14 protein-coding genes are annotated in these 22,811 nt (G+C 64.8%); 7 read left to right on the forward strand and 7 right to left on the reverse strand.

The window, feature by feature from the left end; translation table 11 throughout:
* Positions 1-3 precede the first annotated feature (3 nt).
* Positions 4-2,235, reverse strand: a complete 2,232-nt coding sequence (locus ACCO44_RS08825) for a glycoside hydrolase family 3 C-terminal domain-containing protein (protein WP_372469279.1) — start codon at positions 2,233-2,235, stop codon at positions 4-6.
* Positions 2,232-4,670 (reverse strand): glycoside hydrolase family 2 TIM barrel-domain containing protein, encoded by a 2,439-nt coding sequence (locus ACCO44_RS08830; RefSeq protein ID WP_372469280.1) that lies wholly within the window; start codon positions 4,668-4,670, stop codon positions 2,232-2,234. The genes ACCO44_RS08825 and ACCO44_RS08830 overlap by 4 nt, the downstream gene beginning before the upstream one ends.
* Positions 4,671-4,915: 245 nt before the next feature.
* Between ACCO44_RS08830 and ACCO44_RS08835 the strand changes: the two genes are divergently transcribed.
* Positions 4,916-5,875 carry a LacI family DNA-binding transcriptional regulator gene (locus ACCO44_RS08835; RefSeq protein WP_045279629.1) on the forward strand — a complete coding sequence of 320 codons (960 nt, stop codon included), beginning with the start codon at positions 4,916-4,918 and terminating at the stop codon, positions 5,873-5,875.
* 53 nt (positions 5,876-5,928) lie between these two features.
* Here the strand turns inward: ACCO44_RS08835 and ACCO44_RS08840 are convergent, their stop codons facing one another.
* The 4 genes from ACCO44_RS08840 to ACCO44_RS08855 form a co-directional block, all read right to left on the reverse strand.
* The gene (locus ACCO44_RS08840; protein WP_372469281.1) at positions 5,929-8,538 is read right to left on the reverse strand and encodes a beta-glucosidase; all 2,610 of its coding nucleotides are present in this window, start codon (positions 8,536-8,538) and stop codon (positions 5,929-5,931) included.
* Between the two features lie 51 nt (positions 8,539-8,589).
* The gene (locus tag ACCO44_RS08845) at positions 8,590-10,197 is read right to left on the reverse strand and encodes a DUF5597 domain-containing protein (protein WP_372469282.1); all 1,608 of its coding nucleotides are present in this window, start codon (positions 10,195-10,197) and stop codon (positions 8,590-8,592) included.
* Positions 10,198-10,308: 111 nt separating this feature from the next.
* On the reverse strand, positions 10,309-11,643 hold the full coding sequence (locus tag ACCO44_RS08850; RefSeq protein WP_372469283.1) for an MFS transporter: 1,335 nt from the start codon (positions 11,641-11,643) through the stop codon (positions 10,309-10,311).
* 145 nt (positions 11,644-11,788) lie between these two features.
* On the reverse strand, positions 11,789-13,390 hold the full coding sequence (locus ACCO44_RS08855; RefSeq protein ID WP_372469284.1) for a DUF5597 domain-containing protein: 1,602 nt from the start codon (positions 13,388-13,390) through the stop codon (positions 11,789-11,791).
* 246 nt (positions 13,391-13,636) lie between these two features.
* On the opposite strand from ACCO44_RS08855, the gene ACCO44_RS08860 reads away from it, so the two are divergent.
* The 4 genes from ACCO44_RS08860 to ACCO44_RS08875 are packed head-to-tail and all read left to right on the forward strand — an operon-like array spanning position 13,637 to position 18,716.
* A complete protein-coding gene (locus ACCO44_RS08860; protein ID WP_372469285.1) occupies positions 13,637-15,832 on the forward strand; it encodes an MMPL family transporter in 2,196 nt (731 codons plus the stop codon).
* 47 nt (positions 15,833-15,879) lie between these two features.
* Positions 15,880-17,034, forward strand: coding sequence for a sensor histidine kinase (locus ACCO44_RS08865; RefSeq protein WP_372469286.1), 1,155 nt, complete (start codon positions 15,880-15,882; stop codon positions 17,032-17,034).
* Entirely contained in the window at positions 17,034-17,693 is a 660-nt protein-coding gene (locus ACCO44_RS08870; RefSeq protein WP_372469288.1) for a response regulator, read from the forward strand. The genes ACCO44_RS08865 and ACCO44_RS08870 overlap by 1 nt, the downstream gene beginning before the upstream one ends.
* Positions 17,694-17,714: 21 nt before the next feature.
* Positions 17,715-18,716 (forward strand): phosphotransferase family protein, encoded by a 1,002-nt coding sequence (locus ACCO44_RS08875; RefSeq protein ID WP_372469290.1) that lies wholly within the window; start codon positions 17,715-17,717, stop codon positions 18,714-18,716.
* A gap of 60 nt (positions 18,717-18,776) precedes the next feature.
* Here the strand turns inward: ACCO44_RS08875 and ACCO44_RS08880 are convergent, their stop codons facing one another.
* On the reverse strand, positions 18,777-19,190 hold the full coding sequence (locus tag ACCO44_RS08880; RefSeq protein ID WP_372469291.1) for a MarR family winged helix-turn-helix transcriptional regulator: 414 nt from the start codon (positions 19,188-19,190) through the stop codon (positions 18,777-18,779).
* Between the two features lie 234 nt (positions 19,191-19,424).
* On the opposite strand from ACCO44_RS08880, the gene ACCO44_RS08885 reads away from it, so the two are divergent.
* Together ACCO44_RS08885 and ACCO44_RS08890 are read left to right on the forward strand one after the other, a co-directional pair.
* Positions 19,425-21,038, forward strand: coding sequence for an FAD-binding protein (locus ACCO44_RS08885; protein ID WP_372469293.1), 1,614 nt, complete (start codon positions 19,425-19,427; stop codon positions 21,036-21,038).
* Between the two features lie 60 nt (positions 21,039-21,098).
* Complete coding sequence (locus tag ACCO44_RS08890; protein ID WP_372469295.1) at positions 21,099-22,793, forward strand: 3-ketosteroid-delta-1-dehydrogenase; 1,695 nt, start codon at positions 21,099-21,101, stop codon at positions 22,791-22,793.
* The last annotated feature ends 18 nt before the right edge of the window (positions 22,794-22,811 follow it).

Consider the following 22,811-nt stretch of genomic DNA (forward strand, 5'->3'; position numbering starts at 1 on the left):
TGATCAGTGTGTACGGTCGGCGAGCAGCTGCAGCGCCTCGAGCGGCACGGGCAGGCCCGAGATGCGGACGAACTGCCGCATCGTCATAGAGCGCACCTGAGCCATCTGTTCAGCGGGCACTTCTACGGACGCGAACCCCAGGGTCTGGTTCGTCTCCTCCCCGATGGAGGGGTGGTCCAGCCATGCGGCAATCGCGCTGTCGAGCGTGACTGCGCTTGCGGACTTATCGCCTTCAAGCTCAATCGCTACTTCTCCACAGACACTGGATGCGTCGTCCGCAAGCTGCACGCGATATTCGCCCTCCTTCACACTCCAGTCGGCGCGCTCCACGTCCCAGTAGGCGAAACTGCGCCTATCGAGTTCGAACCGCACTTCCCGCGACTCTCCAGGATCGAGAGGGACCTTCTCGAAAGCCCGCAACTCGCGCGTGGGCCGACGCACGTCACCCGCATCGGTGGAGACGTACACCTGCACCACGTGCGCGCCAGCCCGCTCGCCCGTGTTGCGGACGCTCACAGTGACGGTCGCGGAGTCGGACCCCGTCACCTCGACGGAGTCGAGCGAAGAATCGAACGAGCTGTAGGAGAGCCCGTACCCGAACGGGTAGCGCACCGGCGTCCCTGAACTGGAGAAGTAGCGGTATCCAACGAGCACTCCTTCGCCGTACCGAACGTGGCCCTGCTCCCCGGGGAAGTTCACCCACGACGGGTGATCCTCGAGGCGCAGCGGGATCGTCTCCGCCAGCCGTCCGGATGGGTTGACCGCTCCCGTGAGGATGCGAGCAATGGCGCGTCCGCCGCCCTGGCCGAGTACGAAAGCATCGAGGATCGCATCGACGTCGTCGTGCCAGCCCTCCAGGCTCACGACACCTCCGTGGGAGAGCACGACGACCGTGCGCGCAGCAGTGGCGGCGACCCGACGGATCAGGTGGATCTGATCTGCGGGGAGGTCCAGCGTGTTCCTGTCGAAGCCCTCGGACTCCTGTTCCTCTCCAAGGCCCGCGAAAACCACCGCGACATCAGCGCGACGCGCGACGGCGATGGCCTCGTCTGCAAGAGACTCGGCGTCCGGGCTGCCGACGAGACTGTACCCGGCTGCGTAGGTGACGGTCGATCCCTCACGCTCGAGCAGCGTTCGCAGCTCGGCGAGAGGCTCATCAATCTTCGTGGCGTTGACGTTCGCGCTCCCACCGCCCTGGAAACGGGGCTCGGTCGCGAGAAGTCCGATGACAGCGACGTCCACTCCCTTGGGAAGCGGCAGGACGTCGTGCTCGTTACGGAGAAGTACTGGGCAGCCTTCAGCCACGTCCTGCGCGAGGGCATGGTGGACGTCCACGTCAATCTCGACTCGCTCGGGGCGGGGTCGGGCCGCCAAAGCGGTCAAGAGAGCGACGGCAGCATCGACGGCGTCCATGCTGAGCGCCCCGGATTCTGCCGCCGCACGCAACTGCTCGATGTGCTCGGGCTCGGCGGGCATGGCGAGGTCGAGGCCCGCCTGCACGGCGGCGACCGGGTCGGTGACGGAGCTCCAGTCCGAGACGACGACGCCGTCAAAGCCCCACTCGTCACGCAGTACCTGAGTCAACAGCCACGGGTTAGCCCAGGCGTGAACACCGTTGATCTTGTTGTACGCCGCCATCACCGAGCCCGGTCGAGCGTCCCGCACCACGCGCTCGAAAGCGGGGAGGTAGATCTCGCGCAGCGTCCGCTCGTCAACGTCCGAGCTGATGGTCTGCCGGTTTGTCTCTTGATTGTTCGCCGCAAAATGCTTGACGGACACCGACGGGCCCTCGGCTTGCAGGGCCGTGGTGTACGCAGCGCCGAGGACCCCAGAGATGAGCGGATCCTCTGAGTAGTACTCGAAGTTCCGCCCGCACAATGGGGTGCGCTTGATGTTCACCCCAGGTCCGAGCACGACATCCACGCCCTGCGCGACGGCCTCGCGACCGACCGCGGTGCCGACGCGTGCAGCCAGCTCCGGGTCCCAGCTGGAGCCGACGGCCACACCAGGAGGGAAGCAGGTGGCGGGATCACTGGCGAAGATCGCCAGATTGTCGTGCTGGCCGGACTGGTGTCGCAACCCGTACGGGCCGTCAGCGAGGAAGAGTGGCCGGATGCCGGCGGAAGGCACCGAGTGGGTCTCCCAGAACGTGGCGCCTGACAGTAGCGCGAGCTTGTCATCCAGCGGGATGTCCGGGGTGGAATCAGACATGGTTTCTCCTGGGTTGTGGGTCACGCGAGGCGTGGCGCCTCGTGGCTGACAGATGCGTCGGATGAGATGGCCCGCAGGGTGGCGGTCGTCTCCCCGTGGTGGCGAGAGCGCGCGGTGATTCGCACCTCGCCCGTCTCCCCGGTCGAGCGAACAATTGCAAGCGCCCGCCCTCGGTAGGTCGTCGTGCGCGCCGAGAGGAACGAGTCCACAGGCGCCGGATTCGCAGTGCCAAACCCGACGAGTTCGGCGGGTCCGCTGACTTCGAGGTCAACGTGGTCATCGTCGAGCATCTCGACGACACCGTCCGCGTCGGCCAGCTCAACGTGCACGAAGGCGAGGTCGTCGCCGTCGGCGAGAAGCGTGTCTGCTTCGGGACGCAACTGCACGCTCACGTCGGACGCAGAACTCAGCTCAGTGCGGCTGACCTCTATGCCATCTCGGTAAGCGATAGCGCGCACGGTTCCGCTCTCCCACCGAGTAGTGAACGAGAAGCGGAACTCTGTGTTCCGTCCGGCACGCCGACGCCCGATAGAGCGATCACCCACTACCAGCTCGATCTCGTCGGCGGTGCTGTACACCGTGATCTCCGCGCGCTTTCCTTCGCTGCCGCGCCATGCCCAGCTTTCCACCGCGTCCGTGACACGCCACGCTGACCGGACGTAGGGTTGGCCGGCGCGGTCGAGTGGGCGAACAGTGATGACGGGCGCGTCCAGCACACCCCAAGCCGCCTGAGCGAGGCGAAGAGACGCGTCGGGCCGACCAGTGAGATCGAACATCCCGGGGCCCGCGACAACATACGGGTACGGTTTCGCCAGTCCGGCCTTCTTCCCTGGCACCCACACGGCCACTCCGGCCTCGCCGAGATACTCCCAGCCCGCCCACACGAAGTCGCCGATCACGGCGGGGATCTCCTGAGCAAGGCGCCACGCCTTCGCAACATCGCTGGGTAGTGTCTCTGAGCCCAAGATGACGCGGTGCGGGTAGCGTTGCGCATCGCCTTTGTAGCGTGCGATCCCGTAGTTGTATCCGGCGACGTCGACCGTGGCGAACGCGTCGCGGGAGGCGCGGTCTGCGCGCGGGAGGCGGGAGACGACGCTCATTAGCCGGCCGATGTGATTGATCATCACATTCGCTTCGGTGCTTCCCGCCATCGCCTCCTCGGAGCGATCTCCCTTCGCGCTGTAGGGCGACGCGTTCATCGAAACCATCGCGTTCAGGAAGAGATTGATGGCTACGGTGACCGGCCTAGTGGGGTCCGCGGTGTGGAAGTACTCCGTGATCTCGCGCGACAGCTCAACGCCCGCGGCGGTGGCTGTCTCCGGGATCTCGTTACCCGAGGCGTACATGATGACGCTGGCGTAGTTGCGGTCTTTCGCAATGAGCGCGTCAGCATCGTGGCGCCATGTGTCACGGAATCGGTCCGAGTGGTCGAACCGTGACTTGCGCACGAACCAGTAGTCGGCGAGCTCGTCCAACACGTACATCCCGAGTTCGTCACACGCGTCGAGAAGATCCCGCGATAGCGGATTGTGGGCGCTGCGAATCGCGTTGAATCCCGCGTCTTTGAGGATACGGATCCGCCGGTACTCAGCTGCGCGATGGGTCGCCGCACCGAGGAGGCCGTTGTCATGGTGGATGCAGGCTCCGGCGAGGAGTACTCGCTTGCCGTTGATGCGAAGCCCTTGGTGAGCGTCGACACTCACCGTTCGAAGCCCGACTCTGCCTCTCCACTCGTCGAGAACGTCGTCGGCTGACTCTGCGCTCACGAGTAGCTCGTAGCGGAAGGGCGTGTCTGCGCTCCACGGGCGGGGATCAGCGACGTCGAGATGAATAGCGCCGGACGCGCCGTGAAGCAGCCCCTGCGCGACGGTCTCGCCGTTCGCGCTCAGTCGAGCGGTCACGCGTGTCGAAGCCGGCGCCTCCCCGGACATGCGCACATCAACGCGCACACCGGCGCGTGCGCTCTCGATCTCGGTGGTCGTCACTCGCACGGAGTCGAGGCCGAAGTGTGTCAGCGGTCGAGTGATCACGTGGACGGGCCTGTACAGTCCGGAGCCCGGATACCATCGCTCTGCGGGCTGATCACGGTGGTGGACGATGACGCGGATGGCGTTGACCTCGCCGCGTCTCACGACGTCCGTGATTGTCAGCTCTGTCTCGGTGTACCCGCTTCGCACGGTCCCGACGTTCTCGCCGTTGACCATGACTTCTGCGTCACCCTGGACGCCTTCGAAGACGAGCACGACATCCCCGTCTCCGTGCGGGGCGCTCCACTGTGTCACGTAGTCGTAGTCGCCCCCGCGGAACCAGCCGGTCTCGGCGCCGCCGCTCGCCTCTGGGTCACGCCCAGCTCGCAGCATCGCATCATCGGGGAGGCGGACGGTGACCTCGGTCCCATCGTCCGAAGTAACACGCCACGTGGACAACAGCGTGTCGGACCGCGCAGCGGTGGGGCGCATCAAAGTCATCGTCGTCCTCAATCTGGTGCGAGGCCGAGGGGCCTCATCTGCATCAAATCACGAACATTGACGCGTGTCAAAGCCGATGATTCCACGCGCCGGAGAGGAGTCTGGGGGAGGGGCCTCGATGATTCCGTGACGGCGGCTTCGAAACCGGGGCGGTGACGGGGCTAGGATGTTGACACGCGACAATGGCGCGTGGAGATTTTCTCGTAAACTGGCGAAGGCGCCAGAAGGAGACCGACATGACCAACAGTGCGGACGTGGCTGCGAGAGCAGGGGTCTCTAGGTCGACCGTGAGCCAGATTCTGAACGGCCACGGACACCGGTTTCGCCCGGACATGGTCGACCGCGTGCAGTCAGTCGCGCGAGAGCTCGGGTATCGACCGTCCATCGCAGGTCGAGCCCTCGCCAGGGGGACCAGCGACATCGTCATCACGCTCCTGCCCAATATCTCGCTCGGTCCGCGCCTGCGGGAACTCATCGACAGGGTCACTGACGAACTCGCACAAGCGGGCCGCACTAACCTCATCAGGTTGTCCTCTGGCGACGCGCAGATCGACGAAGCCGTCCTTGCGTTACGGCCCGCGGGGCTATGGAGCGTGGCGCCGCTGGCGCCAACCCAGCGCGCTCGCCTGGACGAAGCGAACGTGGCAGTAGTTGATCCGCCGCGTGAGTACCAGGAAGCCATCGACCGTGAAATCGGCGCGATGCAAGCACGTCACCTCATCGAACGGGGCTACACAGCCGTGGCTATCGCAACTCCCGAGGCGCTGCGCGAGCAGCCTTACGCGACGGCCCGTGAGCGAGGAGCGCTGGAGGAATGTCAGCGGGCGGGCGTCGCGGTGTTGCCGACCATCCGCCTTTCCCTCGAGCGGGGCAGTAGTCAGCAGACGGCCGAGATGCTGCGGGGGCAGAGCGTCGGCATTGCAGCGTACAACGATGATGTCGCGCTTGCCGTCATGTCGGCAGCCATTCGCGCCGGGCGCAACGTGCCGGACGATATCGGAGTCATCGGGGTGGACAACACGATTGCGTCAGGGGTGACGGAACCGTCGCTGACCACAATCGACATCGATGTGCGCTTCAGCGCCCACGAGATCGTGCGGGCGCTTCTCGACGGGCCGGAGGTCTTCACCCTCGACGAGCTTGACACCATGAAGTCGTCGGTCTCGGTGGTCGACGGAGGTAGCACGGCGCGCTGACGTCGGAAGGGCTGGGAGATCGAGGCGATCTCCCAGCCCTTCCTCTGCGCGGTTTAGACCTCGGTGACCTGCGTCAGGAGCGTCTGCGGCAGATCGGCTGGCAGAGCGCCTTGGCTGTACATCACGAGTTGATCGAGCGTGAGACCGATGGCCTGCGCCAGTGTCTCTTCGTCGGCGCCGTTCAGGGCGTCAGACAACACTGCCCGTCCCCGGGGGTGACTCAACCAGTCCCCGATGGTGCTCGCGGAGGTCAACGCCGGAACCGCCACCTCCACGCGCGCAACCTCGACGACATCGGTCAGCTCGCCATCCACAGTGACGGTGCTCCAGAGCGCTCGGTTACGAGAGCAATGGTGAACTTCGCCACTCAGCTCGACACTGCCCTTCAGGGGCGTGGATGCGGACGACCCGCCGATGAAGAGGCGGAGGGCTCCCGGTTCGACCACCCAGCCTTCCCGGCGGTCCCACAACGCGAACATCTCCGAGGGGATCTCGACCAGCACCTGTCGCTCTTCACCCGCGCGGAGGAAGACTCGCTGGAAACCCAGCAGCACGCGAGATCGACGAACGACTCGCGCCACCAGGTCGCGACCGTACACCTGAACGACTTCGTCGCCGTCTCGGTCGCTCGTGTTCGAAACGGTGAATGTGCAGCGGATCACGCCGTCGGTTCCGACTTGGGGTGCCTGGAATGCGAGATCACGGTATTCGAACTGGCTGTAGCTGAGTCCGTGTCCAAAGGGGAACACCGCGCGTGCCGAGCCGTCGACATAGCTGTCGTTGCTCTGCAGCGTCCTCCAGTAGGGAACGGGCGCGGAGCCAACATTCTCCAGCATGGCGATAGGGAGCCTGCCTGCCGGGTTCACGTCGCCGAAAAGCACGGCGGCGGTCGCGGCTCCGGCTTCCTCTCCGCCGAGCCAGGCAGAGACGATTGCCGGAGCACGGTCTGCGAGCCAGCCCAGCACGTACGGGCGCGCATGGCTGAGCACGACGATGGTCGGTGTGCCCGTGTCCAGGACTGCTTCCACCAGCTCGCGCTGCACGCCCGGTAGCTCGCATGTAGCGCTGTCGAGTCCCTCTCCGACTGTCCCGAAGCCGTTGATGCCAGCCTGGTCGCCGACAACAAGGACGGCGAGATCGGAGCGTCGGGCTGCGTCGACGGCGGCCGGGATGTCTGAGCGGTCCATGCGCTCGACCGGGCACCCCACTTCGTGCAACACGGTTGCCGCGTCACCAGCGCGCTCGCGGATTCCCTGGAGGAAGGTGACGAGCGGCACGGTGTCCACGAGGAGATCGGCGTCGTCGGCGCCGGTCTTGCCACGCAGCTCCTCGACATCTTCGAGACGAGCCTGCGGGTTCGCCGCGAGGGCGAACCGCTTCGTCATGCTGTCGAGGACCTGGTAGGCGTAGTGCCCGAGCTGACCCATGGGCCGGTCCGCGTTCGGCCCGATGACGGCGATGGTGTCAGGCGTCCTCGTCAGCGGGAGAAGCGGGGTGCCGTTGACCGCGTCGTTCTTGAGCAGGACCACCGAGCGTTCGGCGACCCGCCGCGCCAGCCCCCGTGCAGCGGAAGAGTCGAGAGTCTCCGGGACCGAATCGATATCCACGTAGGGGTTCTCGAAGAGGCCCAGGCGGAACTTTGCCCGGAGGATTGCCCCGACGGCCCGGTCCAGCTCGCCTTCGGTGAGCAGTCCCGTCTCGACGGCCTCCACAATGCGGTCGGTGGAGACGCGGTTGTCGAGGTCGATATCCACGCCTGCGCGAATGGCGTCAGCAAACGAGGCCACCAGCGAATCGCTCACGCCATGCTTGGTATGGAGCTGCCCGATGGCGTCGAGGTCGGAGATGACTACTCCGTCGAAGCCATAGTCCTGGCGGAGGAGGCCGTCGAGGAGTTCCGGGGACCCGGTGACGGGCACGCCGTCGAGGTCGTTGTAGGACGGCATGATTCCATCGGCGCCCCCATCGCGGATCGCCATTTCGAACGGAACACCGTAGAACTCGCGCAGGAGTCGGTCTCCCACCTGAGCGGGCTCGGTATTGCGTCCGCCGTCGCTCGCCCCATAAGCGACAAAATGCTTGAGCGCCGCGATGATCGGACTTCCCGGGACCGCGTTCTGCAGCCCCCGAACGAAGGCCGATGCCGTCGAGCCGACGAGGTAGGGGTCCTCACCGTAGGTCTCGCCGACTCGTCCCCATCGCGGGTCGCGAGCGACGTCTGCGAGCGGAGACAGCGCCATCCTCGCGCCGAGGGCTGCCATCTGAGCCCCGATCTCCGCACCCATCTCCCTGATGAGTTCCGGATCCCACGTCGCTGCCTGAGCGATGGCGTCCGGGAAGGTGGTCGCGCCCTGGACTTTGAAACCGAGGAGCGCCTCCTCCGCGAGAAGGACGGGGATACCGAGGCGCGTGTCCTCGATGTGCTTGCGCTGCAGTTCGTTCACGCGCGCCGCCGCCTCCCGGGGCGGCAAGTTCAATGCAGCGATGGCGGCGGTTGCAGTACCCCAGCCTGTCGCAGGCGGGGTGTGTGCATCGACAGCCGTGCCAAAAGGTGACGCCGTCTGGGCAGCTTTCTCTTCGAGTGTCATGCGCTCGAGGAGGTCTCGTACTCGCACCCCCACAGGTTGGGTGGAGTCGCGGTAGGGCAGGTAGTCGTCGTTCATAGCAGGTCCGTTCGGTGGGGCAGACGAGGAAGAGGAAGAGGCGCGGCGCGCTCAGATCGCGTAGGTGGAGAACCGGGTGATTCCCGTCTCAGGGATACGGGTGGGAATGGCGCGGCCAGGTACCAGCCCGCTCCCGGGGAAGGGATAGGGGATCAGCGAGCCCGAGGCGGTCTCATCGCCGTTTAGGCGCAGCGTCGGAACAAGCTCGTCGCCCTCGAGCTCGAACGCGGTCGCGGAAAGGAAGGAAGCCGTCCGTCCGTCCGTGCCTGCCAGGGTGATCCAGAAACCTCGGCCGAGGAGATAGACCCCGTTCGGGCCGTCCTCGATGACGATGGCGTACCCGGGATAGACCGGTGTGACGTACCCCCACTCATCCTTCGTGTGCAAGGTCACCGTCACGTCGCCGAGGACGATCTCCGCACCTGGGTTTTCTTCGTTCAGGATGATGGCGCGCATCTGCGCGTCCGGATTGACCGCGACGACGGCTGCCGCAGCCCGAAGGAGGTGAAAGGCGTCGGTGAGGGGAGCAAACTCAGGATCTGTCGGCGTATAGGAGTCCACACCGAACGGGGAGACGCCAAGCGCCGCGTGGTTGCCGATGGCTTCGAACATCTGCGGGATGCCGGGAGAGTCGCCGCGCAACTCCGGGATGAGCAGGCGCCCCCGGCGAGCCTTGAAACCGGCGAGTACCTCTGTGATGTCATCGACGTAAATGTCAGGTGCGAGGAAATCGATGTCCGGGGCGAGTTCTTCCCAGATCGCGGCGACCGGCAGAACGGGTCCGCCACTCGGATACTGTCCAGGCCGTTTGCCGCCGGCAAGGGCGACCGGGCCGTCGAGTACGCTATCGCGGTCGAGCCAGGCGTTGACGAAGAGGGGAACATTCAATTCCGCTCGCCCCGCGGCAGCCACGACCTGCGTGTAGGCGGCGAAACCGGCCGCCATGAACGCTTCGTCGACGCGGTCGCCCGCAGGGAAGACCTCCGCCCAAGTTCCTTCCCTCAGGCTGCCGTGGGCGACCCATTCCGCGTGGAGGGGGGCGTCGACGTCCCCGGCAACAGCATGGATGACAGCTGCAGGTACACGGTCATTGAACAGGCGCTCCGCATTATTGCTGCGGTCGCGGGTGTCGCCGAGCAACCCGATCTCGTTCTCCACCTGCACCGCGATCACCGTGCGGTCGGCGTCCACAGCGGCTATGTGCTGCATCAGGGCAGCGAACGCGCGCGCATCGGCCTCGCGTGACGTGGACCCGAACGGCGTGAGATGTTCGGCATGGTGACCGGTTGATAGGAGAGAGCGCGGGAAGCGCTCCGCGTCCCGCTTCACCCATGCTGGGACGTACGTCGAAGCGGCGTTCTTCCAGGACCCGAACCACAGAGGGATGAGCTTCAAGCCTCGCGAACGCGCTCCCTCAATCATCGCGTCGACAAGGCGCGTGTCGTAGGTGCCCTCAACCGGTTCGAAGAGGTCCCATGCGACAGGTGCAAGAACCGTGTTGGCGCCGAGGAGCGCGACGGTGTCGAAAGACGCGGTGATCGCCCGTTCGGTGCTTGAGCTGGAGTTATGTACCTCCGCTCCGATGACCACGAAGGGTCGGCCGTCCACGCTCAGGTACGGCCCGGTCCAAAGGTCAGTCGTGCTAGGCAACAGTGTCACTCCATTCGTGGTTGGGCGCCGACGCGCGAGAAGGCGTCCTGGATAAGAGATGCCTCCGTGTGGCCGAGGAGCTGTCACTCGGCCACACGGCGGCACCGGGGAACTAGCGGGTCATCGCACTCCGCGGACGCGGGCTGCGGTGACTGCGGCGCCGAGGGCAAAGACTCCACCCGCGATGAAGAGGGCGGTGTAGTTTCCAGACCCTCCGCCGATGGCGAGAAGAAGTGGCGCGATGACAGGCCCGATAGCGGTCGCCAGTGTGCCGGAGACCTGGTAGATCGACATCCACTTTCCGCCAGCAGCAGGGTCGGGCAAGACGTCAGAGGCAAGGGCGAGATCGACCGAGTTGAACGCGCCGGAACCAGCGGAAATGAGCACGCCTCCGATGATGTAGATCCCGAAGTCAGGTGCTATAGCTGCGATGGCCATACCCGCGGCGATCATCCCCGCCGCGATGTAAATGAATGGCTTACGCCGACGCAACTTGTCCGAAAGGAACCCACCCAGGATCGTGAATCCGATAGTCGCGAGCAGGGCCAGCCCGCCGGCGACAGCGAGCTGCTGACCCGCCTGTTCCGCGGTGAAGCCGAGTCGGTCCAGAAGGAAGTACAGCTGGTAGGTGCTGAAGAATGCCGTTCCCACTCCGATGCACAGCTTTCCGACCCACACCAACGAGAAATCTGGGTGCTTGAGCGGGTTGAACAGCAGGCTACGCAGGGACGATCCAACCTTGACGGACTGAAAACGCTCCGGCGCGGGGCTGTCGGGGATGACGAGTACCCACAGCAGCACACCGAGCGCGAAGACGGCGACCGGGGCCAGGAAGAGCAGCACCACGTTGCTCAGCAACAGGCTGCCAACCAGGGTGGCGGAGACGCCAGCAATCGATGCCATAACGCCGCTCAGCGCACCCAGCTTGCCTCGCTGTGCGGGGGGCACGTGTTCGGCGAGGGTGGGGTTCATGGCGACGCCTACGAGGGATGCGGCGAGCTGAGCGATCACGTATCCAACGAGGATGAGAGGCACGTTCGGCGCGATGGCAATCAGAAACGCACTGATGGCAAAGACCGAGAAGCCGAGAATGAGGAACGGCCGGCGTCGCCCCCAGGCGAACTTGCTTCGGTCGCTGAGTACACCGAGTACCGGTCCTGCAGGCAGCAGAACGATGGCACTGATACCGACGACCAGACCGAGCACGGTCTCCTTGCTCGCGGGGTCGACGAGTTGAATCTTGTACGGGAGGCTGAAGAGCGCCGGCATGAACAGGCACAGGAAGTATCCGAAGTACGCGAAGCTGTACACGAAGACAAAGCCCGGCCCCACCTTCGGAATGCGCAGCTCCGCCGTCGTGGGATCTTCCTCATCCTCCGCCCGCAAGGTGAGCTGAGATACGTCCTCGATAGGTGTGTTAGTCGGCACGATGTTTGCCGCGTCTTTGCGTCTCATGGGTTTGCCTTCATCACGGGCCCGTCATCGGGCGCTCTGGTCCGAGTCGGCTTCGGGGGCCGATATCGGTGTTGATAGGTACAGGGAACCACTGTTTTTGACGCGTGTCAATCCGCTGAGTGACTCGGGTCCGCCCGCCCACCGTTCATGTACGGGTCGACCGCGATGGCTCGGCGGCCGGAGCGGTGGCGGGCGGCGGGCTCGCCAACGTGAACCGCACCACGCCACTGCGCCGGCGGATGGAGGGGATGTGGTACGCGTCGGATGGCGGTCGTGGTTCGAGAGACGGCAAGACCACGACGCTGCCGCTTTCTGTCTCGTCACCGTTGAGCTCGCGGTAGACCTCCACGCCGCTTTCGCGAGCTCTCAGCTCTTCGACCTTGACGATCTCCGCTCGACCTTCCGCGCAGAAGAACGACAGTTCAGCTCCTCTGCCGCATGCGAGGAACGTGTCCTCAGACTCCTGAACGATCAGCCCATAGCCCCACTCGTTGAACCCGCCAACCCTGTTCGGCTCGCGTCGTGCGATGGCGGTGTACCTCCCCAACGCAAGCTCTTGCTGCTCGAGCTCGGCATGAAGTCTGATGCTCCCGATGGGAGGCGCTGAGTTGACCTTTGCGAGGATCGCTAGTGCCCCGTAGGCATCGAACAAGGCCTCGCCCTCGGGCAACTCCGTGGTGTCGATGCCGAACGGGGAGACCCCGATGGCGGAGTGCGTGCCCAAGGCGACGAATGCGTCTGCGACACCAGCGACATTTCGGCGCATCTCCGGGATGAGAAGGCCGCCACTGAGGCCGATGTAGTCCCTGCAGATCTGGTCGAAGTCCCCGAAGTAGATGTCGGGGACGAGCAAGTCCAGCGAGGGCGCGAGTGCGCTCCACATCGCTCCCACATGGGGGAGTGGGCCACCGCTGGGGTATATGCCTGGCTCCTGGCCCCCCGCCGGATTGCCATCCGCAACCTCGAGTTGCGTGTACAACCATGCGTTCGCGAACAGGGGGAGCGGGTATTGGGCTCTTCCCGCGGCGGCAACTCGCTCGACATGGCGCGCATAGGCTGCCGCCATGAAGGCTTCATCAGTGTCTGTGGTGTCTCCGAACAACTCCGACCATGTGCCCGCTTGCTGCTCGCCGTGAGAGCGCCACGCCTCTCGAATACGAAGAGGTGCATCCGTGCGGAGCGCGGCGAGGACGTCTTCCGGGACGCTGCTGTGGTAGGCGTGTTCCGCCGCAGCGCTACGGTCTCGGGAGTCCCCCAGGATTCCGACTTCGTTCTCCACCTGGACCATCACGATGGTTCCTTCGGCAGAGTCGATGTCCCGGATGTGCGCCATGAGCGCGGCGAAGGCCCGCGCATCCGCTTCTGCAGCTTCCGTGGCGAAAGGAGTCAAGCAGTCGCGAGTCTCGCCCGTTCTGATTTCGGCCCGGGGGAAACGCTGAGGGTCGGACCGCACCCAGTCGGGAATGTAAGTTGAGCGCCCGTTCTTCCATGTCCCGAACCAGAGCGGGATCAGATGCAGATTCTTGTCACGCGCTGTGGAGACGAGCTCATCGACAAGAAAAAAGTCGAACTCCCCTTCGTGGGGCTCCAGCTGTCGCCACGAGACAGGCGCCAGAACGGTGTTGAGATTCATGCCGTCCAGGGCATCGAAGGCATCTCGAATGGCGAGGCGGCTGCTGCTCGAGGAATTGTGTAGCTCACCCCCGAGGATGACGAAGCGCTTGCCACGGACGTGAAGGTGCTTCACCCCTCCCTCGCTGACAAGCCGGGCGGGCGGGGCTACAGGTGAAGTGCGTGGCATGGGTCCTCATCGTCGAAGTGCGGTGGCAAAAATGTAGCAGATGTACCGTTTTCGTTCATGTGGTTCAACATCGCGTCTACTGCCAACGCAGTACATCGGAGCCTGCGCACGGACCACGCGAGCGCGACGCGGAGAAATCAGAGTTGAAGAAAGCACTCGCGCGCACGCTGATGCGCCTTTCGAAGGACTCTCATGGCTCGACTACTTTCCCGGCTCGGCCGGTTCTCCGCACGTCATCGCTGGGCGGTGCTGATCTCCTGGCTCTTGGCGGTCGCCGTGCTGGCCGTGGTCGCGCTATCCGGGATGAAGTTCGGCGACGGGGGGTTCGATGTTCCGGGCACTCCCTCCAGCGAGGCAATGAGCGTACTGGATGAGGAATTCCCCCCGGACGATTCGGATGTCGGCTCGTTGCAACTCGTCATCCAGAACCCGGACGGCGACATCGTCGATGCAGAGGCGATGGCTAGGATCGCCGATGCGCTCGTCGACGTCCGTGACATCGACGGTGTGGAATCTGTCTCCGACCCCTTCGACCAGACCCGCCCGTACATCTCCGAAGACCTCTCGACTGCGGTCGCTACCGTGTCCGTGGACAACGCCGCAGATGCAGAAACCGCGACCGAGCGCCTTGCAGAAGTCGCGCAGTCTCTGCGTGCTGATGGTCTGAACGCCGAAGTCGGCGGCTCACTCGGTGAAGGGGTGCCGGAGATCCTCGGGCCGAGCGAGATCGTCGGCGCGGCGCTCGCATTCCTGGTCCTTCTCATCACTTTCGGCTCCCTGGTTGCGGCCGGCGCGAACATGTTCACTGCGCTCATCGGCGTGGCTGTCGGAATCCTCGGTGTACTGGCGTTCTCCGCGGTGACCCCCATCGGGTCCCTCACTCCGATCTTGGCCGTCATGCTCGGCCTCGCCGTCGGGATCGACTACACGCTGTTCATCCTCGCCAGGTTCCGCACCGAGCTTCGCGAGGGGAGAGGCTTGCACAGTGCCATTGGCGTCGCCGTCGGCACTGCCGGGTCTGCGGTCGTCTTCGCCGGAGCCACCGTGATCATCGCGTTGACCGGCCTGACGGTGGTGGGTATCCCGTTCCTCGGAGAGATGGGTCTCGCCGCGGCGTTTGCGGTTGCAATCGCTGTGCTGATGGCGCTGACCCTGGTCCCCGCCTTGCTCTCCTTTATGGGCACTCGGGCCCTGTCGCGTCGGGATCGCAAGCTGGTGGGGACGGACGTCACGGAGAAGAACGGCTTCATCGCCGGCTGGGCGCGTTTCGTCACGCGGCGTCGCGCCCTTAGCCTCCTGGGAGGCGCGGCACTGCTCGTCGTGGCGGCTGTACCGCTCATGTCGATGCAGACGGCGCTCACCATGCCTGGAGGAGAGGATCCCGACTCTACGCAGCGCGCCGCCTACGAGATCGTCGCTGACAAGTTCGGCGACGGCGCCCAGGACCCGCTGGTCGTTCTCGTGCGATCCGACAATGTCGAGACGGTGCTTTCCGGTGTCGTCGACAACCTTGCCGAACTCGACAACGTCGACATGGTGATCCCCGCCGCTGTGACAGACGACGGTGACACGGCGATGCTGACGGTCATGTCGAAGTACGGCCCGCTCGATTCGCGCACGACAGACCTCGTGCACGACATCCGCGCCGAAGATGGCGAGATCAGTGGAGCGCAGCTTCTCGTTACGGGAGCAACAGCAATCGGCTTGGATTCCGACGAGCAGCTGCAGTCCGCCCTCACGATGTACATCGCACTCATCGTCGGACTCTCGCTGGTCCTGATGGTGATCCTGTTCCGTTCGCTTCTCATCCCCCTCGTCGCGACCGCGGGCTTCCTGTTGTCGCTCGGCGCAGGCCTAGGCGCAACCGTCGCGATCTTCCAGTGGGGTTGGCTCGACGCCATCGTCCAAGCTCCGCAGGGGAACCCGCTGCTGAGCCTCCTGCCCATCGTGGTCACGGGCATTCTCTTCGGGCTGGCGATGGACTACCAGGTGTTCCTCGTCTCTCGCATGCACGAGGCTCACGAGCGGGGGCTGACGCCACTGGAGGCCGTGCGCGCGGGCTTCCGACACTCGGCAGTCGTCGTCGTGGCGGCAGCCGCCATCATGGCCGCCGTTTTCGGAGGATTCGCCATGAGCCATTCCTCCCTGGTCGGCTCCATCGCCATGGCTCTCACCGTCGGCGTCATCGCGGATGCGTTCATCGTCCGGATGATTCTCGTGCCAGCAGCGCTCTCGTTGATGGGCAAGGCGGCATGGTGGATTCCCAAGTGGCTCGACCGTGTCCTTCCCACTATCGATGTTGAGGGGGCGGGTCTTGACCCGCAGCCAGCGCCACGACCCGAGAACGCGCCCGTCGCCGCGCGTGACGCTGTAGGGGTCGGACGATGACGAAGGATCAGCGATAGTCCGAAACCGCGGGTGAGAGAATCATCCGCATGATGATGATGACGAGGAGGCGGCGGACAGTGAGCCTGCACCGTTGGGAATGGCTGCTGGACGTCGTCGCCCTCGTCGCGTTCATCGTGGCCGCGGTCACGATCATCGCGGATCGCACATGGTGGACGTCTCCGGGCTTGGTCGTGGCCGCGGCGGCCGTGATCGGTCGGCGGCGTGTGCCCGTGTGGGCAGCAATGGGCGCGGTGGTTGCGAGCGGGGTGGTGCTGTTCACGCCGAACATCGCCTTCCCGACCTGGGTCCTTGCCGAGGTTGTCCTCTTCACCCTCGCTATCCGCGCCCCAAAGACATGGACCCTCGTTCTCGCCGCGGTGCATGCCCTCGTGCTGTACGCCGGAGCGATTGTCGTTTTTGATGAGCGCCCGTGGGAGCCAGTCGCGCTGATCCTTCCCGTGTGGACCGCTGCGGTTGTCGCCTTCGGGATGGCCTTGCGGTCCAACGATGACTACGTCCGGGCCTTGGAAGCGCAAGCACAGTCAGCGGTCGCCTTCCGCGAGAGCGAGGTGGCGCGCCACGTCGGGGAAGAACGACTGCGAATCGCCCGAGACCTGCACGATTCCGTCGCCCATTCAGTGTCGGTCATATCGCTCCACGCGGGATCCGCGGAGCGACACCTCGAGAAAGACCCCGAACGCGTCACAGCCTCCCTCCGACAGATCCGCGCGTCCAGTCGGGAAGTGGTGGACGAGCTCCAGGAGATCCTGACTCTTCTTCGCGACCCCCTCGGATCGAGCGAGACTGAGGAAGTTCCTGGTCCCGCGGCACTCGATTCTCTCGTCGCGACAGCGCGCCGGGCCGGACTACACGTGCAGCAGACCCTCGATCCGCTGCCAAGCTTGGACCGCTCTGTCGGAGTCGCCGTGTATCGGATTCTGCAGGAGTCTTTCACCAACGCGCTGAAGCACGGCGCCGGTGATGTCGTCGTAAGCGTTCGGGCAAAGGGGAACATGGTGCACATCGACGTGAACAACGCGGTGGCACATGGAGGGGCCCAAGGCTCGGGTTTCGGAATCGTCGGGATGACGGAACGTGCGGCCAGTGTGCACGGGACCCTCGAAGCTGTACACAAGGGCGGTCGATTCGAAGTGACGGCGCAACTGCCGATGCACCTCCACTCACACGAAGGCGAGTATTGATGACGACCGTCGTGCTCATCGATGATCAGGGGATCGTCCGCGCTGGCATCCGCGGGGTGCTCGAGTCCGCGGACATCACTGTTCTGGGGGAAGCGCAGGATGGAGGAATCGGCGTCGGACTTGTCCGCGAGGTCCTCCCCGACGTCGTGCTCATGGACCTGCGCATGCCAGGGATCAACGGGGTCGAAGCGACGAGACGGATTCGGGCCGATTCTTCCCTGGCATCGACGCGCGTTCTGGTGCTCACGACCTTTGACGGCGACGCGGACGTACTCGCCGCGTTGCGAGCCGGTGCGGACGGGTTCATCAGCAAGTCCGCCGAGCCGGATGAACTCATCGACGCCGTGGAACGTACAGCTGCCGGCGAGTCGAGCTTGTCCCCTCGAGCTTCCCGTGCTGTCACCGCCCATCTTGCGTCCGAAGGCGAACCTCGGAAGCCGGACGCGGAACTCAGCGCGCGCGTTGCCTCGCTGACCCCTCGCGAGCGAGACTTTGTCATCGCCGCCGCGACAGGCGCCGACAACGCTGAGATCGCGGCAGCGCAGTCGATCTCTCCGTTCACGGTGAAGACGCATCTCAACCGCGCCATGGCGAAACTCGAAGCCCGTGACCGGGGGCAGCTGGTAGCTATCGCCTACCGGAGCGGGCTCGCGCCCTGACACAGGAAAGAATCCGCGCCCGTGAACAGTGACTCGAAAATTCCTCTGGCCCGACCCGTGATCGGCTCGCTCGTGGAGCGACATCTTGGTCTGCTGGTAAACGACATGGCCGATCTCACCGACGGGATGTACAACGCGGCCTATCGTCTCAGCCTGTCGGACGGGTCTCAGGTCGTTCTGAAGGTCGCCCCACCGGACGATGCCCCTCGCCTTCGTTACGAGCATGGTCTGATGCGCTCTGAGGTGTCCTTCTACGGGCACGCCCGCGGGAGGGCCCCGGTGCCCGCGGTGCTCGCCAGTGATTTCAGTCGCCAGGTGGCCGACCGGGATATCGTCATCCTCTCCTTCCTTGACGGCGGGCCACTCAATCGGGTCTCTGACTCGCTGACGCCCGCTGGGCGAGTCGCCGTGAGGTCACAGCTCGGGGAGGCGGCCGCCCAGCTCCACGCGGTGAAGGGGTCGAGCTTCGGATACGAACGGCCGACGGATGGGCTGGCGCTGAGCGGGAGCTCGTGGGGCGAGGCGTTCCAGCGCATGTGGGACGCTGCGGTTTGGGATATCGACCACTATCGTGTTCGCACCGATATTCCGACCGCCGATCTTCGCGCGGTGATCCGAGGTCATCTCGGACTACTCAACGAGGTGGACGAGCCCGCTCTGGTTCATTTCGACCTCTGGGACGGCAACGTCTTCGCATGTGCGGACGGTCACACCGCGAGGCTGAGTGGCATCATCGACGGCGAGCGGATGTTCTGGGGCGATCCCCTCGCCGACTTCGTGTCAACGTCCCTCTTCCGGAACCCTGCCGACGACTCGGACTTCAACGCGGGATATGCCCGAGCGGGTGGGACCCGGTGGGATTTCAATGAACAGCAGAGGACCCGGCTGGCGCTCTACACGGCGTATCTCTGCATGCTGATGCTCGCTGAAGCTGTTCCGCGCGGCTATAGCGGCCCGACCGTCGACGCGGATCAACGGTTCGTCGCGGACCGGCTGCACGAATCCCTACGGCTGTTGAGGTGAGCTGACATCTCTCCTCGTTTCCGCACCGCTCTTCACGGGCCGAGCTGCGCTGCGAAAGCGCTACTCGGGCGGTCCAGCGGACACGCGATCAACGACGCGGCCCAGCATCGTGGAGAAGGAGTGAAGCTCCTCAGGCTTCCAGTCGTCGAAGAGGCCCGCGAGGATCCGTTCGCCCTCGTCGAAGAGCGCGGTCGCCGCCGCGACTCCGTCCCGAGTCAGGGCGATGCGTGACGCGCGAGCATCGGTGGCCACCGCGACCCGTGCCGCGAACCCACCGAGAACAAGTCGATCCGCGACCTTGCTTACAGTGCCGCCGGACACGCGAAGCGCGAGGGCGAGCTCGCTGGGCCTCATCGGACCATTCAGCCCCAGTAGTAACAACGCGGGGATATCCCTGGATTGGATGCGTACGCCGGCTCGTACCGCCATAGATGCTTGAAAATCCTCAGAGGTCCAGACCTGGACGAGCGTCATCAACGACGTCATCGTCGATGAGCGGAGGGTCGGGCTGAACGCCAGCTGCGCGGGGTCGGCATCATGGTCTACTCGTCGTGGCATCGTCACCTCCTAAGCAAGTACTTGCCAGCGTAAAATAGTTTGGTTAGCGTTGCAGTGCGTCTCGAATGAGTAGATCACGCATTCGTTGAGGGATCATGCTCGTCGACTGCGCGGCGCTAGTAGTCGGGCCGCGGGCGGAAGGAAATCAGTATGACATCCGGAACATTCGACCTCATCGTCGTGGGCTTTGGCGCCGCAGGAGTTGCAGCGGCCATCGAAGCGGCGGATGCGGGAGCGACGGTGCTTGCCATCGACCGCGGATTCGGTGGGGGAGCGACGGCGCTGTCAGGCGGCATCGTCTACGCCGGCGGCGGAACCCGCTACCAGAGGGCCGCGGGGGTCGACGATGACCCGGACAATATGTTCCGGTACCTGACGCAGGAAGTCCGTGGTGCAGTGAGCGATGACACTCTTCGTCGGTTCTGCGATGAGAGCGCCGAGACCATCTCATGGCTAGAGCGACAGGGAGCGTCATTCCAGGCTTCGCTCGCCCCGTTCAAGACGTCGTATCCGACGGACCGCCACTATCTGTACTACTCAGGCAACGAAAAAGCACACCCCTATAAGGGGCATGCGCGGCCTGCTCCGCGTGGGCACAGGCAGATCGCGAAGGGGCTCGGCTCCGGCAAAGTTCTGTACTCGCGACTGAAGGCGAGCGCGCTGAAGAAGGGCGTCGTTTTCCTGCCGCACACCACGGTCGACGAACTCATCATCGAGGACGGCACGGTTGTGGGAGTTCGCTACCGGTCAGCGGATGAGCGCAACCTGCCTGCCAGCTACGCCCGCCGTAGCGTCCTCGCTGCAAAGGCGGGAAACTGGGCGCCGGCAATCGGGGAGCGCGTCGCCGCGACTCTGCAGCGAGATTGGGAGAGTGCGGCTCGGCCAGGAGAGGCACGCGGTCGTGCTGTGCTTCTCTCCGGGGGTGGCTTTGTGCATAACCCTGAGTGGATGAAGAAATGGTCGGGACCGTACCGAGACATCTCACCGCTCGGGACAGCGGCAGACGACGGCGGAGCGATCTCCCTCGGACTGTCCGCGGGCGGTGCGACGGACCACATGGACCGCATGACCGCGTGGCGCTTCATCAACCCCCCGAGCGCCATGGCTGAGGGCGTGGTCGTCGACGGGGCGGGTCAGCGAATCGCGAACGAAGACCTCTACGGCGCGACGTTTGCTGACCACATGGTGCGCGAACATGATGCGCGGGGATACCTGATCCTCGATTCGAAGCAGTGGCGCAAAGCACGCAGGCAGATCCGCACGCAGACCAACAGCTTCCAGCTTCTGCAGCTGCTCTACCTCTACACGATTGGTCATCGGAAGGGGCGTGATCTCAGCGCCCTTGCCCGCAAGCTCGACCTTCCCGTGAACGCCACCGCCGCGACGATCACCGCATACAACTCCGGAATTCTGTCGGGTGCGGGAGATCCCGCGGGGAAGGCACCGGAACTCTCCTCCACCGTGATGTCGGGACCGTTCTTCGCCGTTGACCTCTCAGTCAAGAACTCGCCGTTCTACCCTGCTCCGGGGCTCACTTTGGGTGGTCTCAAAGTGGACGAGCAGTCGGGCGGTGTGCTCACCGAAGCTGGACAGGTCATTCCGGGTCTGTTCGCCGCGGGGAGAAGCGCAGTCGGTGTGTGTTCTGTCGGCTACATCAGTGGCTTGTCTATCGCTGATTGCTTCTTCTCGGGACGACGGGTGGGACGAATCGTGGCGCGAGCCGTCGAGGCTACGGCGGATCCGGCGGAATCAGCCGCACTCTGAGCCACGGGCAGCGGGACCCGTTCCTCCCGCCGGCACCACTGAGCAACGATGCACGGAGGCATGATGAACACACTCGACACCGGCGGCCCGAGCGCCCACGACATCACCGTTGATGTTCTCGTCGTAGGGTCCGGAACCGGGATGGCGGCCGCACTCGCCGGGCACGAGCTCGGCCTGGAATGCCTCGTCATCGAGAAGACGCCCTTTGTCGGAGGATCCACAGCCCGTTCGGGGGGTGCGTTCTGGGTCCCGGGGAACGACACGCTTCGCCAGGGGCGCGCTCCGGAGACCGAGGCGTCCGCCCACCGATATCTCGAGGCTGTGGTGGACGACGAGTCGCGGAGGAGACGGTGGGAGGCGTTCCTCGAGCACGGACGGGACGCCGTCGCCATGCTCGCGCGCACCACACCACTGGGCTTCTTCTGGGCGCGGGGCTACTCCGATTACCACCCCGAGAACCCCGGCGGGTCTGCGATTGGTCGCACCTGCGAGAGTCGGCCATTCAACACATCTCGACTGGGTGGTGAGAAAGGCAGACTGCGTCCTGGCGTGCTCGAGGCCCCCATTCCGATGCCCGTGACGGGGGCTGACTACAAGTGGCTGAATCTCATGACGAGAACACCCCTGCGGTCATTGCCGAAAGTCGTTCGCAGAGCGGTGCAAGGGATCGCCGGCGCTGCGTTCGGGCGCACATACGTTGCGGGTGGACAGGCGCTGGCCGCCGGAATGTTCGCGGGCCTCGTAAAGGCACGTGTTCCCGTATGGACTCGAACCGCGCTTGTCGAGCTTGTCTACGACGGCCGTCGGGTTACCGGCGCGGTCATCGACCAGGATGGCACGACGGCTACCATTCACACGCGACGGGGAGTCGTTCTGGCGAGCGGAGGGTTCGACCACAACACTCGCATGCGCCACGATTATCAATCCGCGGCACTCATCCCGCACGCGAGCCTTGGAGCAGAAGGTAACACCGGAGACGTCATCGTTGCGGCCACCGCTCTAGGGGCAGGCACAGACCTCATGGGCGAAGCCTGGTGGTTCCCCGCTGTCGCGCCGCTCGCCGACGGTCAGCCTGGCGTCCTCCTCGCGGAGCGATCCTTGCCCGGTTCTCTCATCGTCGATGAGACGGGCTCCCGGTTCATCAATGAGGCGACGGACTACATGACTTTCGGGCAGCGAGTTCTCGACAGGGAACGGGGCGGGAACCCCGTCCAATCGATGTGGCTCGTGTTCGATCAGCAGTACAAGAACAATTACTTGCTCGCGGGGTCAGTGTTCCCGAGGATGCCGCTTCCCCGGGCCTGGTACGAGCAGGGTGTCGCGGTTACCGCTCAGACAGCCACCGATCTGGCAGCCAAAATGGACGTCTCCGACGCGAGGTTCACGAGCACTATCGAGCGCTTCAACCTGCTCGCCGCGTCGGGTAACGATTACGACTTCCACCGAGGGCAAAGCGCCTACGACCGTTACTACGGTGACCCTACCGTGCAGCCGAACCCCAACCTCCGTCCCCTGAGCGGAACTCTGTACGCCGTTCGCGTCGTCCTGTCGGATCTCGGGACGTGCGGCGGGCTCACGGTCGACGAACGTGCTCGCGTGCTTCGCGACGACGGATCCGAGATTGAAGGGTTGTACGCCATCGGGAATACAGCAGCGAACGCCTTCGGCCGTCGATACCCGGGCGCGGGTGCGACCATCGGCCAGGGCATCGTGTTCGGCTACGTCGCAGCAAGGGACCTCGCCCGACACACCTAACGCAGTCCCTCGGTCGCG

The sequence above is a fragment of the Microbacterium maritypicum genome, from assembly GCF_041529975.1.
Lineage (GTDB): Bacteria > Actinomycetota > Actinomycetes > Actinomycetales > Microbacteriaceae > Microbacterium.

Bases quoted from the DNA above. Each gene is read 5' to 3' on its own strand.
- ACCO44_RS08840 (WP_372469281.1), bottom strand. From the start codon at position 8,538: ATGAACGACGACTACCTGCCCTACCGCGACTCCACCCAACCTGTGGGG.
- ACCO44_RS08865 (WP_372469286.1), top strand. From the start codon at position 15,880: ATGATGATGATGACGAGGAGGCGGCGGACAGTGAGCCTGCACCGTTGG.
- ACCO44_RS08870 (WP_372469288.1), top strand. From the start codon at position 17,034: ATGACGACCGTCGTGCTCATCGATGATCAGGGGATCGTCCGCGCTGGC.
- ACCO44_RS08835 (WP_045279629.1), top strand. From the start codon at position 4,916: ATGACCAACAGTGCGGACGTGGCTGCGAGAGCAGGGGTCTCTAGGTCG.
- ACCO44_RS08830 (WP_372469280.1), bottom strand. From the start codon at position 4,670: ATGCGCCCCACCGCTGCGCGGTCCGACACGCTGTTGTCCACGTGGCGT.
- ACCO44_RS08890 (WP_372469295.1), top strand. From the start codon at position 21,099: ATGATGAACACACTCGACACCGGCGGCCCGAGCGCCCACGACATCACC.
- ACCO44_RS08880 (WP_372469291.1), bottom strand. From the start codon at position 19,190: ATGACGCTCGTCCAGGTCTGGACCTCTGAGGATTTTCAAGCATCTATG.
- ACCO44_RS08885 (WP_372469293.1), top strand. From the start codon at position 19,425: ATGACATCCGGAACATTCGACCTCATCGTCGTGGGCTTTGGCGCCGCA.
- ACCO44_RS08860 (WP_372469285.1), top strand. From the start codon at position 13,637: ATGGCTCGACTACTTTCCCGGCTCGGCCGGTTCTCCGCACGTCATCGC.
- ACCO44_RS08850 (WP_372469283.1), bottom strand. From the start codon at position 11,643: ATGAGACGCAAAGACGCGGCAAACATCGTGCCGACTAACACACCTATC.